The organism is Clostridium sp. SY8519, from assembly GCF_000270305.1.
GTDB lineage: Bacteria > Bacillota > Clostridia > Lachnospirales > Lachnospiraceae > SY8519.
This window is the reverse complement of the sequence record NC_015737.1, coordinates 2,201,581-2,218,215: the sequence shown is the minus strand read 5'-3', so window position 1 is coordinate 2,218,215 and position 16,635 is coordinate 2,201,581. Positions and strand designations below refer to the sequence as shown.

Annotated in this window: 14 protein-coding genes and 1 tRNA gene; 3 read left to right on the top strand and 12 right to left on the bottom strand. The window is 53.1% G+C overall.

Annotated elements, in window-relative coordinates; translation table 11 throughout:
* Positions 1–7 precede the first annotated feature (7 nt).
* Positions 8–1,807: an aminopeptidase P family protein gene (locus CXIVA_RS10340; RefSeq protein WP_013977977.1), complete on the bottom strand. Its 1,800-nt coding sequence runs from the start codon at positions 1,805–1,807 to the stop codon at positions 8–10.
* Positions 1,808–1,831: 24 nt separating this feature from the next.
* Complete coding sequence (gene tig, locus CXIVA_RS10335; RefSeq protein ID WP_050979242.1) at positions 1,832–2,809, bottom strand: trigger factor; 978 nt, start codon at positions 2,807–2,809, stop codon at positions 1,832–1,834.
* 321 nt (positions 2,810–3,130) lie between these two features.
* Here tig and nuoE point away from each other — a divergent pair, with 321 nt between their 5' ends.
* From nuoE to CXIVA_RS10320, 3 genes are read left to right on the top strand one after another with little or no spacing between them, the layout of a single operon-like run.
* Positions 3,131–3,622 (top strand): NADH-quinone oxidoreductase subunit NuoE, encoded by a 492-nt coding sequence (gene nuoE / locus CXIVA_RS10330; RefSeq protein WP_013977975.1) that lies wholly within the window; start codon positions 3,131–3,133, stop codon positions 3,620–3,622.
* The gene (locus CXIVA_RS10325) at positions 3,619–5,373 is read left to right on the top strand and encodes an NADH-quinone oxidoreductase subunit NuoF (RefSeq protein ID WP_013977974.1); all 1,755 of its coding nucleotides are present in this window, start codon (positions 3,619–3,621) and stop codon (positions 5,371–5,373) included. Before nuoE ends, CXIVA_RS10325 begins: the two co-directional genes overlap by 4 nt.
* 10 nt (positions 5,374–5,383) lie before the next feature.
* Entirely contained in the window at positions 5,384–7,417 is a 2,034-nt protein-coding gene (locus tag CXIVA_RS10320; protein WP_013977973.1) for an FAD-dependent oxidoreductase, read from the top strand.
* Positions 7,418–7,552: 135 nt separating this feature from the next.
* Here the strand turns inward: CXIVA_RS10320 and CXIVA_RS10315 are convergent, their stop codons facing one another.
* The 10 genes from CXIVA_RS10315 to CXIVA_RS10270 form a co-directional block, all read right to left on the bottom strand.
* Positions 7,553–8,428 carry a LysR family transcriptional regulator gene (locus CXIVA_RS10315; protein WP_013977972.1) on the bottom strand — a complete coding sequence of 292 codons (876 nt, stop codon included), beginning with the start codon at positions 8,426–8,428 and terminating at the stop codon, positions 7,553–7,555.
* 45 nt (positions 8,429–8,473) lie between these two features.
* Positions 8,474–9,415, bottom strand: a complete 942-nt coding sequence (locus CXIVA_RS10310; RefSeq protein WP_013977971.1) for a thiamine pyrophosphate-dependent enzyme — start codon at positions 9,413–9,415, stop codon at positions 8,474–8,476.
* Positions 9,416–9,430: 15 nt separating this feature from the next.
* Positions 9,431–10,636 (bottom strand): 2-ketoisovalerate ferredoxin oxidoreductase subunit alpha, encoded by a 1,206-nt coding sequence (porA, locus tag CXIVA_RS10305; RefSeq protein WP_013977970.1) that lies wholly within the window; start codon positions 10,634–10,636, stop codon positions 9,431–9,433.
* Positions 10,636–10,941 (bottom strand): 4Fe-4S binding protein, encoded by a 306-nt coding sequence (locus CXIVA_RS10300; protein WP_013977969.1) that lies wholly within the window; start codon positions 10,939–10,941, stop codon positions 10,636–10,638. The genes porA and CXIVA_RS10300 overlap by 1 nt, the downstream gene beginning before the upstream one ends.
* 54 nt (positions 10,942–10,995) lie before the next feature.
* Positions 10,996–11,571, bottom strand: coding sequence for a 2-oxoacid:acceptor oxidoreductase family protein (locus CXIVA_RS10295; protein WP_013977968.1), 576 nt, complete (start codon positions 11,569–11,571; stop codon positions 10,996–10,998).
* A gap of 223 nt (positions 11,572–11,794) precedes the next feature.
* Complete coding sequence (locus tag CXIVA_RS13530) at positions 11,795–12,169, bottom strand: BlaI/MecI/CopY family transcriptional regulator (RefSeq protein WP_013977967.1); 375 nt, start codon at positions 12,167–12,169, stop codon at positions 11,795–11,797.
* Positions 12,170–12,376: 207 nt separating this feature from the next.
* Positions 12,377–12,456 (bottom strand) — tRNA-Leu (locus tag CXIVA_RS10285).
* A 208-nt stretch (positions 12,457–12,664) separates the two neighbouring features.
* The gene (locus CXIVA_RS10280) at positions 12,665–13,939 is read right to left on the bottom strand and encodes a diaminopimelate decarboxylase (protein WP_013977966.1); all 1,275 of its coding nucleotides are present in this window, start codon (positions 13,937–13,939) and stop codon (positions 12,665–12,667) included.
* 288 nt (positions 13,940–14,227) lie between these two features.
* Positions 14,228–15,631 carry a hypothetical protein gene (locus CXIVA_RS10275; RefSeq protein ID WP_013977965.1) on the bottom strand — a complete coding sequence of 468 codons (1,404 nt, stop codon included), beginning with the start codon at positions 15,629–15,631 and terminating at the stop codon, positions 14,228–14,230.
* Between the two features lie 94 nt (positions 15,632–15,725).
* On the bottom strand, positions 15,726–16,601 hold the full coding sequence (locus tag CXIVA_RS10270; RefSeq protein WP_013977964.1) for a LysR family transcriptional regulator: 876 nt from the start codon (positions 16,599–16,601) through the stop codon (positions 15,726–15,728).
* Between the last annotated feature and the right edge of the window lie 34 nt (positions 16,602–16,635).

The window sequence follows — 16,635 nt, the reverse complement described above, 5'->3', positions numbered from 1 at the left end:
GCTGTGCCTATCCTTCCGCCGGGCGGGTTACGATGTACAGCCACTGACGTTCTTCCTCATCCAGAAGCGGCGCGATCCGGTCATAGACTTCTTTATGGTACGCGTTTAACAGAGTCTTATCCTGTGCGCTCATCAGGGAAAGATCCAGTCCGTTCAGGTCAATCGGCACATAGGTCAGTACTTCAAAGCCCATAAACTGACCGTACTCATTTTTGCCCAGGCGGATGCAGGCAAGCTCATTCTCTGTCCGGATGCCGTATTTTCCCTCAAAATACAGGCCCGGTTCATCCGATGTAATCATCCCGGCTTCCAGTACCTCCCGTTTCAGCCGTTCCGGCGTGGTTTTCCAGCGGAACGCGTTCGGGCCTTCATGAACATTCAGCAGATTGCCCACCCCATGTCCGGTGCCGTGCTTAAAGTCCAGCTCGTCCTGCCACAGCGGCTCTCTGGCCAGAATATCCAGATTGATTCCGGTGCATCCGTACAGGAATTTCGCGTGGGCCAGACGCAGATTGCTGATGCAGACCAGGGTAAAATGTCTCCGTTCTTCCTCTGTCAGGGGACCCAGTACAATGGTACGGGTCACGTCTGTGGTTCCTTCCATATAATGACCGCCGGAATCCACCAGCAGCATACCCCTGGCTTCGATGTTCCTGGCTGTCTCCTCCTCCGCGGTATAATGCACAATGGCGCCGTTTTCTGCGTATGCGCAGATAGTGTCAAAGGAAATGTCCAGAAATCCCTCCTGCCGGCTGCGCAGTTCGTCCAGTTTCCGGGCGGCCGTATACTCGGTGATCTCCTCCCGTCCCACATGGGTCTTCAGCCAGTAGAGGAATTTCACCATGGCTGCCCCGTCCTTCCGGTGGGCAATCCGCGTATTCGCCAGTTCGGTTTCATTTTTCACCGCTTTCATCCCCTCTGACGCATTGGGAAGATCAATGATCTGAATCCGCGGATCCAGGGAGGTCACTGCGCGGTAATTCACTTCTTTTTCATCCAGCCATACCTTTGTGGAAGCGGTAATGGAAGCAAGGGTCTCGTAGAAGGTATCATAATGAAAAATCCTGACCCCGCTGGCTGCCAGATAGTTGAACACTTCCCGCGGCAGCACATCGTCCTGGACAAAGAGATCCGCATGGTTCTGACTGATGATCAGGAATGCCAGGATCACCGGCACATGGGCAATGTCACTGCCCCGGATATTCAGGATCCATGCAATGTCTGTCAGTGAGCTTATGACGTGAATATCTGCGTTCTGTTTCTTTAATTCCGCCCGGATCCGGTACAGTTTGGAGGCCACAGTCTCCCCGCTGTAAGCATCCGGAAGGATCCATGCTTTGGTGGCGGGCATCGGCGGCCGGTCTTCCCAGATCCTTCCCACCAGGTCTTTTCCGGTTTCCATGCGGCCGTTGTGTTCTCTGACGATTTTTTCGTAACGGCGGGCCTGGTCTGCGGCCATTACCCGTCCGTCAAAGCCCAGCACGCCTTCCTGGGGAAGGTTTTCTTCGATAAATTCCCCGATGGTGGCCACGCCCTCTTCTCCCATGGGGAACAGGGTGAATCCGCTTCCTTTCAGCTGTTCTGCCGCCTGGACAAAATATCTGCCGTCTGTCCAGAGTCCGGCCCGGGTCTGTGTAATCACCGCGGTCCCCGCGGATCCTGTAAAACCGGTAAGAAACCGGCGAGCCATAAAATGCTCGCCGATGTATTCCGACTGGTGAAAGTCGGAAGTAGGTACTATATAAAGATCAATTCCCGCCTGCCGCATCTGTTCTCTCAATTGCTGCAGCTTCTCATTTGACTCCATGAATCTCTTCGCTTCCTTTGATACTTATACTTCTTTTGCGTTTGCGTGAATAAAATGAAGTGCCTTCTGGGACACCACATCCTGCTGAATCAGCTGAGGTCCCTCCTCACCGATCATGCCTTTCAACTGTTCTAACGGCATGCCGTACTGCTGTGCCATGGAGCTCATGGCCTCTTCCAGTTCTTCCGGTGAGCAGGTCAGGTTTTCCCTTTTGGCAATCTCGCCCAGCACTGCCTGGCCTTTCAGCATGCTTTCCGCGTCGATCCGGTTGAACTTATCAAACTCTTCCATGGTAATATTATTATATCCCAGATAATCTTCCATGGTGGATCCGTTGTTTTTCAGGTTGCCTTCCAGGCTCTGTTTCAACACAGCTGCCCGCTGGTCAATTTCTTCCGCCGGAATGGCAACTTCTGAATTTTCCAGAATTTTCTCAAGGATCCGGCTTTCCTTTTCCGTGGATGCCTCCTGCTCCTTGGCTCTGGTAATTTCGCTGTGGACGTATTTCTTAAATTCCTCCAGTGTATCCATACCGGAAATCTGCTTTACGACTTCATCCGTCAGTTCCGGAAGTTCCACGGCAGTTACCTTGTGTACTGTCACATGGAATACCGCCGGACGGCCGGCGCAGGACGCATCGTGATAATTTTCCGGGAAATTCACGGTAACATCGACCTGATCGTCTTTTTTCGCGCCCACCAGCTGCTCTTCAAAGCCAGGGATAAACTGACCGGAGCCGAGGGTCAGGGGATAGTTTTCACCGGAACCTCCTTCAAACGGTTCCCCGTCAAAGGTACCGACAAAATCAATCTGAACGGTATCTCCGGTTTCCGCCGGAGCGTCCCCCTTGTCAATCTGCTTTCCGGCATAGGTTCTTGCGCGCTCCAGCTCATCCTGAAGCTCCTGCTCGGAAACCGTGATCTCTGTTTTCGGAACTTCCACGCCCTTGTATTCGCCTAATTTGGTTACTTTGATTTCGCTCATGTTTTCCATTTCACGCATAGGGTCTGACCCGCGCTGCGTGTTTCCTTTCTGTTTCCATTCAATCAGTAGTTTTCTGTTCTGAACCGGCCAGAACACAGATATCCAAATTATAACGCAGAACCGGCAGAATCACAAGAAAAACCGGCCTTCCGCTCTTCCTTCCGCCGGCGGTGCGCAGCATGCGGATTCCGGGCATTCGGTTTCGTCATTTTTTTCATACATACAACTGAATGTTGTGTCTATGAAAAATTGTTTTGTGTATTTTGCTCAATACCTTTCACATTTTCCCAGGCAGAATGTTATAATTTAATATATTTTATTTTATTAAGGAGGTTCTCTATGGCCACAACCAGCACTGTATGTGATCTGTCGCTGCTGGATCCTGTACTCGACCAATACGCGGATGTACAGGGCAGCCTGATCACCATTTTGCAGCACACCCAGGAAATCTACGGTTATCTTCCCGGGGATGCGATCTACTATATTTCTGAGCGCACCGGCATTTCCCCCGCGAAAATCATGGGCTGTGCCACCTTTTACGCCCAGTTTCGTCTCGAGCCCATCGGCAAATACCTGATTTATCTGTGCAAGGGCACTGCCTGTCATGTCAATGGTTCCGACCGAATCGGCACAGCCATCACAGAACAGCTGGGAATCAAAGATGGCGAGACCACACCGGACGGACTCTTCACCTTAGAGTACGTTGCCTGTCTCGGCTGCTGTTCCCTCTCCCCGGTAATGATGATCAACGGGGAAACCTACGGTTCCCTGACTCCTGCCAAAACCATTGAAATTCTCAACGAATACCGCAGAAAGGAGGCCCAGCCATGACAAAACTCGTAATCGGCGAGGGAAGCTGCGGCATTGCTGCCGGAGCAGCCAAAGTATATGACACCATTCAGGCCGGACTTCCGGCAGACAGCCCGGTATCCCTGGGAATTACCGGATGTATCGGCATGTGCTTCCTGGAGCCCATCGTAGATGTCTATCAGGATGGCGCACTTGCGCTGCGGCTGGTGAAGGTACCGCCGGATCGAGGCGCTGACATTGCCCAGGCGGCGGTATCCAACGATTTCTCCGCTGTGGAAGATTTAAAAATCACCCCGGAAGACAGCTCATTTCTGGAAAAACAGACCCGTATCGCCCTGCGCCACTGCGGGCTCATTGATCCCACTGATCTGGAAGACTATACCGCAGACGACGGGTTCCAGGCTCTGAAAAAAGTGCTTACTTCCATGACACCGGAAGAAGTCATTGAAGAAGTGAAAACATCCGGCCTCAGCGGCCGCGGCGGCGCCGGCTTCCCCACCTGGTTCAAATGGAATGCCGCCCGCAGCGCGGAAGGGGAACACAAATATCTGATCTGCAATGCCGATGAAGGCGATCCCGGCGCGTTTATGGACCGGGCGGTCATCGAAAGCGACCCCTACAGCCTGATTGAAGGTATGCTGATTGCCGCCTATGCCATCGGCTGCGATCACGCCTTTGTCTATGTCCGGGCAGAATACCCCCTGGCAATCCAGCGTCTGACCGAAGCCCTGAAAGTAGCCGAAGAAAACGGTTATCTGGGCAGTCATATCATGGGAACTGATTTTTCCTGTCAGATCCAGATCAAGGCAGGCGCAGGCGCCTTTGTCTGCGGGGAAGAGACTGCATTGATCGCTTCCCTGGAAGGTGAGCGCGGCATGCCCCGCCTCAAACCGCCTTTCCCTGCCCAGAGCGGATATATGGCATCCCCTTCCAATATCAACAATGTGGAGACCTACGCAAACGTCGCATGGATTCTCTTAAACGGCGGCGACAAATTTGCCGCCATGGGAACCCCCAACAGCAAGGGCACCAAAGTATTCGCCCTGACCGGAAAGATCCGCCGGGGCGGCCTGGTGGAGATCCCCATGGGAAAAACCCTGCGGGAAGTCATCTTCGATATCGGCGGCGGCATTCGCGAAGGCAGAGAATTCAAGGCCGTTCAGCTGGGCGGACCTTCCGGCGGCTGTATTCCCGCTTCCCTGCTTGACACCATCATCGACTACAAGGCACTGTCAGCCACCGGCGCCATCATGGGATCCGGCGGTATGGTTGTCATGGACGACTCCACCTGTATGGTAAATATGGCCAAATTCTTCCTGGACTTCACTGCCAAGGAATCCTGCGGCAAATGCGTCCACTGCCGTCTCGGCACCCGGCGGATGTTAGAGATCCTGACCCGCATCACGGAAGGAAAGGGAAAAGCCGGAGACATCGAACTGCTGGAAGAACTGTGCAGCGCAGTCAAAGACGGCGCCCTGTGCGGCCTTGGCCAGACAGCACCGAACCCGGTTCTGACTACCATCCGCTACTTCCGCAACGAATACGAAGCCCATATCAGCGACAAAACCTGTCCTGCAAAGGAATGCACCGAGCTTCTGACCTATACCATCGATCCGGATAAGTGTATCGGCTGTACCGCCTGCGCACGCAGCTGTCCGACTCAGACCATCAAAGGCGAAGTCAAGCAGCCCCATACCATTCTGCAGGAAAACTGCATCAAGTGCGGTACCTGCTATACCAAGTGTAAATTCGGAGCGATCAGCGTAAATTAAGGAGATCAGAATGGAATTAATCAAAGTTACAATCGATGATTTAGAGCTGACCGCCCCAAAAGGTCAGACAATTCTTCAGATTGCGCAAAAAAACGGAATCAATATCCCCACCCTGTGCAATGACGAACGTGTAAAAATATACGGCGCCTGCGGTCTCTGCACCGTAGAAGCAGAAGGCATGCCAAAACTCCTGCGCGCCTGTGCCACAAAAGCAACTGACGGCATGGTGATCCATACGGTATCCGACCGTATCCTCCGGGCCAGAAAGATCGCGCTGGAACTCTTAATGAGCGACCACGAAGGCGACTGCCGCGGTCCGTGTACGATCAACTGCCCCGCCGGCACCGACTGCCAGGGCTATCTGAAAGAAATCGCCCAGGGCAAATATCACGAAGCGGTGAAAATCATCCGGGAAAAGATTCCCTTCCCCAGCAGCATCGGACGCATCTGTCCGCATCCCTGTGAGACCGCCTGCCGCAGAAACCTGGTGGACGAACCCCTGTCCATCTGTGCGCTGAAGGCATTTGCCAGCGATCAGGATTACGCTTCCGGCCATCCTTACATCCCGGAAACCGCCCCCTCTTCCGGCAAACGGGTCTGCATTATCGGCGGCGGTCCCTCCGGCCTTTCCGCGGCTTACTATCTGAGAATCCGCGGCCATGAAGTCACCGTACTGGACGCCATGCCCCAGATGGGCGGCATGCTCCGCTACGGCATTCCGGAATACCGTCTTCCAAAGGCGGTCCTGGACAAGGAAATCAGCGTATTCTCCGCCATGGGCATTCAGCTGAAGAACAATATCCGCATCGGCAGGGACATTACCCTGGAGCAGATCCGCAGCGAGTACGACGCTTCTGTCATCGCCATCGGCGCATGGAAAAGCATCGATCTGCGCTGCCCCGGTAAAGATCTGAAGGGAGTGCTCGGCGGCGTAGACTTCCTGCGTGAAGTAGCGCTCGGAGAGATTCCGGACATCGGAAGAAACGTGGCCATCGTCGGCGGCGGAAATACCGCCATGGATGCCTGCCGTACCGCCATCCGTCTCGGCGCGGAAAATGTATACGTCATCTACCGCCGTACCAGGGCCGAAATGCCTGCGGAAGACATCGAAATCGAAGAAGCCCAGGAAGAAGGCATCCAGTTCAAGTTCCTGACAAATCCTGCCGAAATCATCGGCACCGACGGCAAAGTCACCGGTGTAAAACTGCAGGTAATGGAACTGGGCGAACCGGACGAAAGCGGCCGCCGCAGACCGGTTCCTGTAGAAGGCAAATTCGAAACCCTGGCCATTGACAGCGTGATTGCCGCCCTGGGGCACACCATTGACGCAGAGGGATTTGACGCGGTTGCCAAGCTGGATAAGGGTACCATTGACGCAAGCACCATTTCCTTCCGCACCTCAGAAGAAGGCGTATTCGCCATCGGCGAAGCCACCAACAAGGGCGCTACCATTGCTGTGGATGCCATCGGCGAAGCTGACCGGTCCGCCAAGGTCATCGATGCTTATCTGCTGGGATTTGACGCTTACTGCCGTCCGGACTACCTGTCCCAGCGCCATCCCACCGAAGAGGATTTCGCTGATGTGGAGAAAACCAAACGCGTGGTTATGCCCCGGCGTTCCCGTTCCCTTACCCGCAAGGACTTCCGCGAAGTCAACCTCGGTCTTACGGAAGAGATGGCCCGGGCCGAAGCGTCCCGCTGTATGGAATGCGGATGCTTTGATTACAAGGACTGCAAGCTGATCCGTCACGCCAACGAAATTCCGATCCATCCGGAACGGCTGGAAGGAGAGAAACACCCCTGCTTCAAAGAGAACCGCCTCCAGGTCATCGCCCGGGATCAGGGCAAATGCATCCTGTGCGGCCTCTGTGTCCGCATGTGTGACGAAGTGGCCGGCGAAGGTCTCTTAGGCCTTGTCAACCGCGGCTTTAACACCGTCATCAAACCGGAATTCCGCGAGAAGGATGTGGCTTCCATTTGCAGCAGATGCGGCGGACTGTGCGCGGACACATGTCCTACCGGCGCACTGGAATATCTGAAATAAACAGCAGCCAAATTCTGATGCATTTCTAAGAACCAAAAGAAACGCGCTGTCCGGCAGGACTCCAAAAGCCTGCCGGACAGCGCGTTATTTTTCTTCTTCTGCCCTTTCTGCCATACAGCGGAAAAGACGTGTTTTTTACAGATTCTGATAGGTATGGATCACCTGCTCATACAGGAGTCTGGCGGCCGGAGCCATAAAATCCGGATCCAGCGCGGATACACCGATGATCCGGCTGGCTTCCGGTTCCAGCGGATACATGCGCACCGGATAGGATATATCCTTCATGACCATCTCCGGCATGATACAGATCCCGAACCCTTCGGATACCATCGCGATGGTGGACAGGTCATCCACCACATGATAGGAGGACTGTACATTCAGTCCGTTCACTTTCATGTAATTCACAATATCCGCGTCTGTGGTCTCCATCTGAGATACAAACACCTGGTTTTTCATCTCTTCAATGCTCATATGCTCGGAGGGCTGCTCCTTCTGATAATGCACCGATGTAATACAGAGCAGCGGATCTTCACAGAGCGGTTCGATGGGCAGATCCCCCGCAGAAGACACTGACAGGAAGCCAAAGTCCACCACGCCGTTTTTGATCCAGTAGGACACATCCGCGTAGGTTCCCTGGTATACCTCTATGGCAATCGCCGGATGTTCCCGCTGAAACCTGTGGATAATATCCGCCATCCAGTTGGTGCACACGCTGGAAAAGCAGCCGACTTTTACCGTCCCGTGCTGCAGTCCGTTCAGCGCGCTCACCGCCTGCTGCAGACTTTCCTCACTGTTCAGCACCGCATTGATATAAGGCATCAGCTGGGCGCCGTAATTGGTCAGGGAAATCCCGTTTTTGCTCCGCACAAACAGAGAAAAGCCCAGGCTTTTTTCCATGGAAGCCACCGCATGGCTCACTGCGGAAGGGGTCAGATTCAGCATTTCTGCCGCCTTCTGAAAACTCCCCTGTTTCACAACCGTCTGAAATACCTGATAGGATAATAATGTCATCGCCTGTTTCCTCCATTTCCGGAGAACCCGCCCCGCATCAAGCCCTTACCGCGCGCATTGATACAGCAGATCCTCCCAGCGCCTGTCCACTTCTTTCTGGAACTGTTCTATCAGATGTTCATTTTCCGGCCGGAACAAATGCCGGAACCTTCCCTGTGACCGGAGGAAGTCTTCCACCGGAAGCTTTTTCTTCGGTTCATAGGTCAGGCGCCACCGGTCCTGCTCCACTTCAAACAGCGGCCAGTAGCAGGTATCTGCCGCAAGCCGGCAGATTTTCATCAGATCCCCGGTCTCATAGCGCCATCCCCGCGGGCAGGGAGCCATAACATTTAAAAAAGCCGCGCCTTCTGTATAAATGGCTTTTTCCGCTTTTCTGTGAATATCGCTGAAGTTTCCCAGGAATGTAGTCTGCGCCACATAAGGAACCCGATGGTCCGCAATAATCGCCGTCAGATCCTTTCTGGGCTGCAGTTTTCCGTTGGATTCTGTGCCCACCGGTGTGGTGGTGGAATCCGCAAACATCGGAGTCGCCGAGGAACGCTGGATACCGGTATTCATATAAGCGCCGTTGTCATAACACACATAAACCAGATCATGGTTGCGCTCCATGGCTCCGGACAGGGACTGGAACCCGATATCATAGGTGCCGCCGTCCCCGCCGAAGGCAATAAATTTAAACCGCTCCTGCTGCGGCAGTCTTCCCCGTTTTCGCAGCGCACGGTAAGCAGTCTCCACACCGCTTAAAGTTGCGCCCGCATTCTCAAAGGCATTGTGGATATAGCTGTCTTCCCACGCAGTATACGGATACATGAAGGTGGACACTTCCATACAGCCGGTGGCATTGGCAATCACTGCCTGATCCTCTTCATGCAGGGCCCGCAGGACCGCACGGACCGCAAGGGGGGCGCCGCAGCCCGGACACATTCTGTGTCCCGGGGAGAAGCGCTCCGGTTTGCTCATTACTTCTTTAAAATTATACGATGCCATCGTCTCACTCCTCCTCTACTGTCTCAATCCGATATACTGGTACTGCGGGATCTCTGTGCCGCCGGTCAGCGCCTCTTCCAGCTCCGCAAACACGCCGGCAGCGTCAGCGGTGGTAAAGTCCCGGCCGCCCAGGCCGTATACGTAATTTACCGCCAGGGTATCCGCATGGGCCCGGTACAGGGCAGCCATGACTTCGCTTCCAAGCACGCCGGCTCCGCCGCTGTAGCTTTCCGAACGGTCCAGAATCGCTGCCGCCTTTGCGCCTTTTAATACTTCCGCAATTTCTTCTGCCGGAAACGGCCGGAATACCCTCAGCTTCAGCACGCCGACCTTTTTCTCCTGTTCCCGCAGTTCATCCACTGCTTCTTTGGCAGTCCCGGCCGCGGATCCCATCAAAAGCATGATACAGTCCGCGTCCTCCGTGCGGTAGGCCTCAAACAGGCCATATTCCCTGCCGGAAATCCCGCCGTATTCCCGGCCCACATCCAGAATCACCTGTTTGGCATTTTCCATGGCCTGCCGCTGGTTTTTCCGCGCTTCCATCACAAAATCCGTCTCTGCGTACGGTCCTGCGGATACCGGCCGGTGCGGATTCAGCAGAAATTCTTCCGGTTCATAAGTTCCCACAAACTCCCGCACCGGTTCGTCCGGCATCAGGCTGATATTCTGCACCGCGTGACTGGTGATAAATCCGTCCTGGCAGATCATAATGGGCAGGTGCACATCTTTATGCTCCGCAATCCGGAAGGCCTGGATATAATTATCATAGACTTCCTGATTGTTTTCCGCATAGATCTGGATCCAGCCGGTATCCCGGGCTCCCATGCCGTCCGTATGGTCGCAGTTGATGTTGATCGGCCCGGACAGGGTGCGGTTCACCAGGGTTAGGACGATCGGCAGCCGATTGGAAGCTGCCATCAGCAGTTCCTCCCACATCAGCGCCAGCCCGGCGGAGGATGTGGCCGTCATGGTACGGGCACCGGCAGCGGAGGCGCCGATGGCAGCGCTCATGGCAGAATGCTCGCTTTCCACCGGGATAAATTCTGTCTCCATCTGTCCGTTGGCGATATAGGTGGACACCATCTGGGGAATCTCCGTGGAGGGCGTGATGGGAAACGCCGGCATCACATCGGGATTTACCTGACGGATGGCATACGCCACTGCTTCATTTCCGGATAACCGCTCCGAAATCGGTCTGCATACCTGCTTGTTCTCTGCCATTACTCCACACCCTCCTTCATTTCAATTGCGTCAAACGGACATACCTGGGCGCAGATGCCGCATCCTTTGCAGTGATAGAAATCAAAGTCTCTCCGTTTTCCATTGACCACCGGAATGCTGCCGTCCGGGCAGCAGGGCGTACAGAGCAGACACTGTTTGCACTGCTCTGCCTTCCATATCGGTGTATTATTTCTCCATTCTCCGGTCCGGAATTCTTTTGCGGTTCCGCCATTGAATACCATCAGCCCCTCGGTCAGTCCGGTATGGGGCGTCTGTTTGCTGATTTTTGAAATATCCGTTCTCATCGGTTCTCCCTACTCATATCTGTCTGTGCTGTTTTTCCTGCTTCTGTCTGCTTCCTATGCCTGCAGAATCGCCAGGGTTCTCTCCAGGGCCCGCATGTTTCCCTCGATCACTTCCGGTTTCTTGGCAAATTTATGACCATAGGATGCACGCATTTCCCGGAGAAACTCCTCCCGGTTCATCACCTGGGTGACTGCCACTACCGCAGCCAGCATGGGGGAATTCGGGAAATTTTTTCCCAGTGTCTCCTCGGAAATCTTTCTGGCATCAATGGTTACCACTTTTCCGTGATAATCCGGCAGTTCCGCCGCCACTTCCCGGGCGGACCGGGGCGAATTGACGATAATGGCGCCCTGTTCGCTGAGACCGGCAGTTACATCCACGGAATGAAGCAGGGTTTCATCCACGACGGCCACATAATCCGGATCGTAGATATTGGAATGCACACGGATCTCTTCCTCACTGATCCTGTTATAAGCGGTAATTGGCGCGCCCATGCGCTCCGGCCCGTATTCCGGAAATCCCTGTACCTGTTTTCCGGTCTTGAATGCTACATCTGCCAGCAGGAGCGCTGCTGTCTTGGCTCCCTGGCCGCCGCGGCCATGCCAGCGGATCTCAATCCCTTTGCTCATAATTCTTATCTCCATTCTGCCGTTTCCCGACATGCTTTCAAACAATATTTCCTCTGTGTTTTTGCGCACTGCAACTATTATAGCAAGCAGAGCCTGAAAGTAAATAATATTCCTGAATTCTTTTCATTTTGTCGATGAATTATTTTCATTCAAAGAATCCGACACATGAAAAAAGCCGTCGTTTTTCATCAAACGACGACTTCCGAAAGGTTTCCGAAACTGCTCAGATCCGATTCACCAGATGCTTGCCTTCACTGTCCGGGGATTTCGATTCTTCTCTTACAAAATCCTTGAACCGCTCCCTGTCCACGCCCCAGTAATCCGAAAAATTGCCTGCGTCATACCGCAGATACTCGACCACTGTGACAATCGGTTTATACTGACAGTACTTGCCATTTCGCTCCATGCACAGATACTCTTTCTGAACCAGGTGGCTCAGATAGGTACTGACTGTCTGAGATTTCCAGTTTTTCCCATACTGCTCATTGCATGCACGCAGTATTTCATTCAGCACCATTTCCTTGTCTGACAGCCAGATAATACGCATGACCAGCTTCTCGGCCGGAGTCAAATAATACCTGTCGTGTTTGTCTACCATACCGTCCTCCTTTGTATACCAGCGAAATATCCAACTGTACCCACCGATCACATCCCTGTGCGGCACAATGTATTATGCGATACGACACATGATACGGCTGATGCGAGAAGCACCCCGAACTATCACCTAAGAAATTAAATTTCCCTCTTACGTAAAAGAACTCAGAAGCCTGTCTCTGTAGCTTCTGAGTTCCGATGTGCACCGGAATGCCGCTGGCCGGACTCGAACCGGCACGGTTACCCGCTTGATTTTGAGTCAAGTGCGTCTGCCAATTCCGCCACAGCGGCATGCAAATACGCTTTTGCGATGAAGTTTCTTCAGTTGAATACTCGTTGAGCCTTAACCCGAACATAATAGTATCAAAACATGGAAAACTTGTCAATACGTTGTCATCTTTTGTGTTTCCATTCTAATATTTCATATTTTGTATCCTGATGTCAAAAAGTCTGCAGCATATCGGCTGCAGACTTTTCAGCGTCAATCATTACAATACGATTATTTGCCGGCCAGCTGTTTGTACTGATCAAATACATCAAAGGTGGCAAAATAATCTTCCAGGGTTTGAGCCCGCCGGATCAGCTGCACACTGCCGTCGGTCTTCAGAAGCAGTTCTGCCGAATGCAGGCGTCCGTTGTAGTTGTAACCCATGGCAAATCCGTGGGCCCCGGTGTCATGAATAAACAGATAATCCCCCATGTCAATCTTCGGCAGCATCCGGTCTACCGCAAATTTGTCATTATTCTCACACAGGGAACCGGTAACGTCGTATTTGTGGTCACATGCCGCATCTTCCTTGCCCAGCACGGTAATGTGATGATAGGAACCGTACATGGCCGGACGCATCAGGTTCGCCGCGCAGGCATCCACACCGATGTATTCCTTATAGATATGCTTCTCATGGATCGCCCGGGTCACCAGTCCACCGTAAGGGCCTGTCATAAACCGGCCCATTTCCGTGTAAATAGCTGCATTGCCCAGTCCGGCAGGCACCATGACTTCATTGAACACACGCTCTACGCCTGCGCCGATGACGCGGATGTCATTCGGGGTCTGGTCCGGTTCATAGGGGATACCCACACCGCCGGACAGATTGACGAAGCTGATTTCCACACCGGTTTTTTCCTTGACTTCCACACAGACATCAAACAGTGTTTTCGCCAGTTCCGGATAGTAGTCATTGGTGACTGTGTTGCTTACCAGGAAGGAATGCAGGCCAAACTCTTCCACACCCTTCTCCTTCAGGATACGGTAGCCTTCAATCAGCTGTTCCTTCGTCAGTCCGTATTTGGAATCTCCCGGATTGTCCATGATTCCGTTGCTTAACTGATACACGCCGCCCGGATTATAGCGCAGACACATTTTTTTCGGGAAGGGGCCTGCCACTTTTTCAAAATATTCAATATGGGTAAAATCATCCAGGTTGATGATGGCGCCCAGTTCTTTCGCCCGTACAAACTCTTCGGCCGGTGTATCGTTTGAGGAAAACATGATGGCATCGCCGGTGAGTCCCACCGCATGGGACAGCTCCAGTTCCGCCATGGAGGAGCAGTCCGCGCCGCAGCCGTATTCCTTGAAGATCTCCATGATGAACGGGTTTGGCTCTGCCTTAACGGCAAAGTATTCCCGGAAGCCCTTGTTCCATGCGAAGGCCTCCTTCACTGCTTCTGCGTTTTCACGCATTCCCTTTTCATCATAAATATGAAACGGCGTCGGGTAGGTTTTTACAATTTCTTTCACCTGATCCAGGCTGACAAATGGTTTCTTTTTCAAAATATACTCCTTGTTTGTTCCAGAAAACAATCTCACAATAATAAGTATCTATGCCTTGTATCCGCTAAATGATACTAAAATTCCCCGGCAACGTCAATCCATGAGCAGGCAGTATACCAGTATACTTGCCAATGTATACCACTCAGTGCAAGGGATCCGCTGCCTTTCCCTGCGCTTATCTGTTCTCTGCTTGGCTTGTTCCAATTTTTCAAAAAGGCCGGCGCCGGCCGGATCTTTCACGATCCGCCGGCGCCGGTCTTTTTCTTTTCAATCAAATCGGAAACAGGATCAGCTGTCTGCTTTTCCCGTGCGTTTCAGCACATAGAATCCGTCATCCAGACAGGTGACGTAAATGTATCCGCGGTCATCCACACAGCAGTCTTCCGTAACTGCGTTGCGGGGTCCCGGGAATCCGGGGAAATAGGATTCTTCCGGTGTTTTGTTCGGATTCGGCGGAATGAAATATGCCAGCTCCTTAATATAGTAAGGATCCGATACATCATAAATCCGCAGTCCGGCCGCGAAGTAGCAGCAGTATACCCGGTCGCCGCGCTGCTCCAGCCATGGCTTGTTGCTCATGGGCTCGTGCAGGTTATGCGGGCCAAAGGGTCCCTGGCATTCCAGATTCATGATATTGAAATTCGGGTACGGAAAATCTTCCGGTACTTCCGGATACGGGAATTCCGCAATCAGTGTCGGATTGGAAGGATCCCGCACATCCACCATGTGGATGTTGTTCAGCGCCTGGGCTTCCTTGATGGATCCCGGCGGGAAGAACTGGAACCGCTCTCCCTCATTGGTTACCACTACCAGATCTCTGCCCGGAAGCGGCAGGGCCGTATGGGTACGGGCACCGGCCAGATGACTGGAGAACGTGGGCTGCAGCTGCAGATGTCCGATGCAGCGCGGGCGGGTAACATCCTTGGTATCCAGAACATACAGGCCGTCTCCGCCGTATCCGCACATCATGATTCCGTCATCTCTGCGGAATGGCGGTCCGTGCATCCAGCCCTTGTCCATGAACGCAGGTACATGCGCTGCGTGATGGTCCACGGTTCTGCCCGGATATCCGTCAACAAACTGCTCTGGTGACCACCAGTTGCCCACTTCCTTCGGGTTCGCGGGATCGGAAATGTCCACGATCCGCATAATCATTCCTTCAAAACGGTCATGTTCGCAGGACAGGTATACATAAGGTCCGCCATTGTACATAAAACGATGGACCCCGATGGAATGCGGAACCCCGCAGTCCCAGTATCCCAGGAATCTGGGATTTTCCGGATCTTCCTTCAGGGAATAGATGCGGATGCCTACCTGACACTTCATATTCTGCAGTTCACTCTGCTCCACCAGGGCACCCGGACCGGATCCCGCTGTCTGCGCGCAGATCAGAAGATCGTCTGCCACCTGCAGTTTCGGGCAGGATGTGGTCGGATATTCTTCCGGATCCAGCAGTTCGAAGTATTTCACAAATCGGGTATGCTCCGGATCGGTGATTTCTGAGATCATCACCCCGTTCTGGTGGGATCCGCCAAAGCATGAACCGTACAGATAATACTTGCCTGCCGCTGTCTTATACAGCTGCATCTGAAACATGCCGCACTGTCCGTCCAGATTATTGAAATCCAGGACTTCCAGGTTCTTAATGTAGCCATTGTTTCCGGCGCCTTTTGCGTAAAACATATCAGCCATACCGTTTCCTCCTTGTCATAACATTTTGATTTTATTTTATGCCAGATTTCCGGAAGCGTCAAATAACAAAACCTGCTTCATTATAACCATATCGTTATACAAGCCCCCTGATTTCCCGGATAAAGTCTTCCATCACCGAATCCGACGGATCCGCCCGGCACAGCAGATGCAGCTCATGGGAAGTATTGAGCTGAATGCTGGAAAACGCCTCGTCCCCCAGTGCCCGGTTCCAGCTGTCCACCAGGGCTACGCCCATCCCGCACTGCACGCCGACAATCATCGCGTCCACACTGGTCACCGGATGCAGCGTCGGTGTAAATCCATAGGGCTTGCAGATACTGCGCACGGTGTCCGCCACATAGTCATAATCCCCGCTGGAAGACACCAGAAACACACTTTTTTTAAAATCTTCCGGACGTGGAATTCCCTCTGTCTCCGGCCGGGTCAGCTCATTGTACAGAAGCACCCGGGGCAGATGGGCTATGACCTGATCCCGGATCATGCAGTCGCCGGCAGTATCCGCCTCAATGGACAGGATCACGTCTTCTTTTCCATATTGCAGCAATTCCCGCACCTGGTGCGGCTCATAACTGTCAATCTCCACCTGCACGTCCGGATGTATTTCGGAAAACCGGCGCAGCAGAGGCACCACCAGTCTGGATAAATCCCAGTTTTTTATAATGCCGAACCGGAGAATCCGTTTTTCTGACTGTTCACGGATTCTGGCACGCATTTTCAGATCCATCAGATCCGCCCGGTATTTTTCAAAGAAATCGTAAAACATCCGCCCGCTTTCCGTCAGTTTCACCTGCCTGGCCTCCCGGGCAAACAGCGTCACGCCAAGCTCCTTTTCCAGGCTCAGGATCTGGCGGCTGACCGCAGGCTGTGAGACATACAGTTCCCGGGCTGCTTTGGAAAAGCTTTTGTTTTTGGCCGTTGTAAGAAAGTACATGATCTGCAGGTCAGTCATTCGGTTTCCTCCCTTTGTGATTCCGATGGTTTTA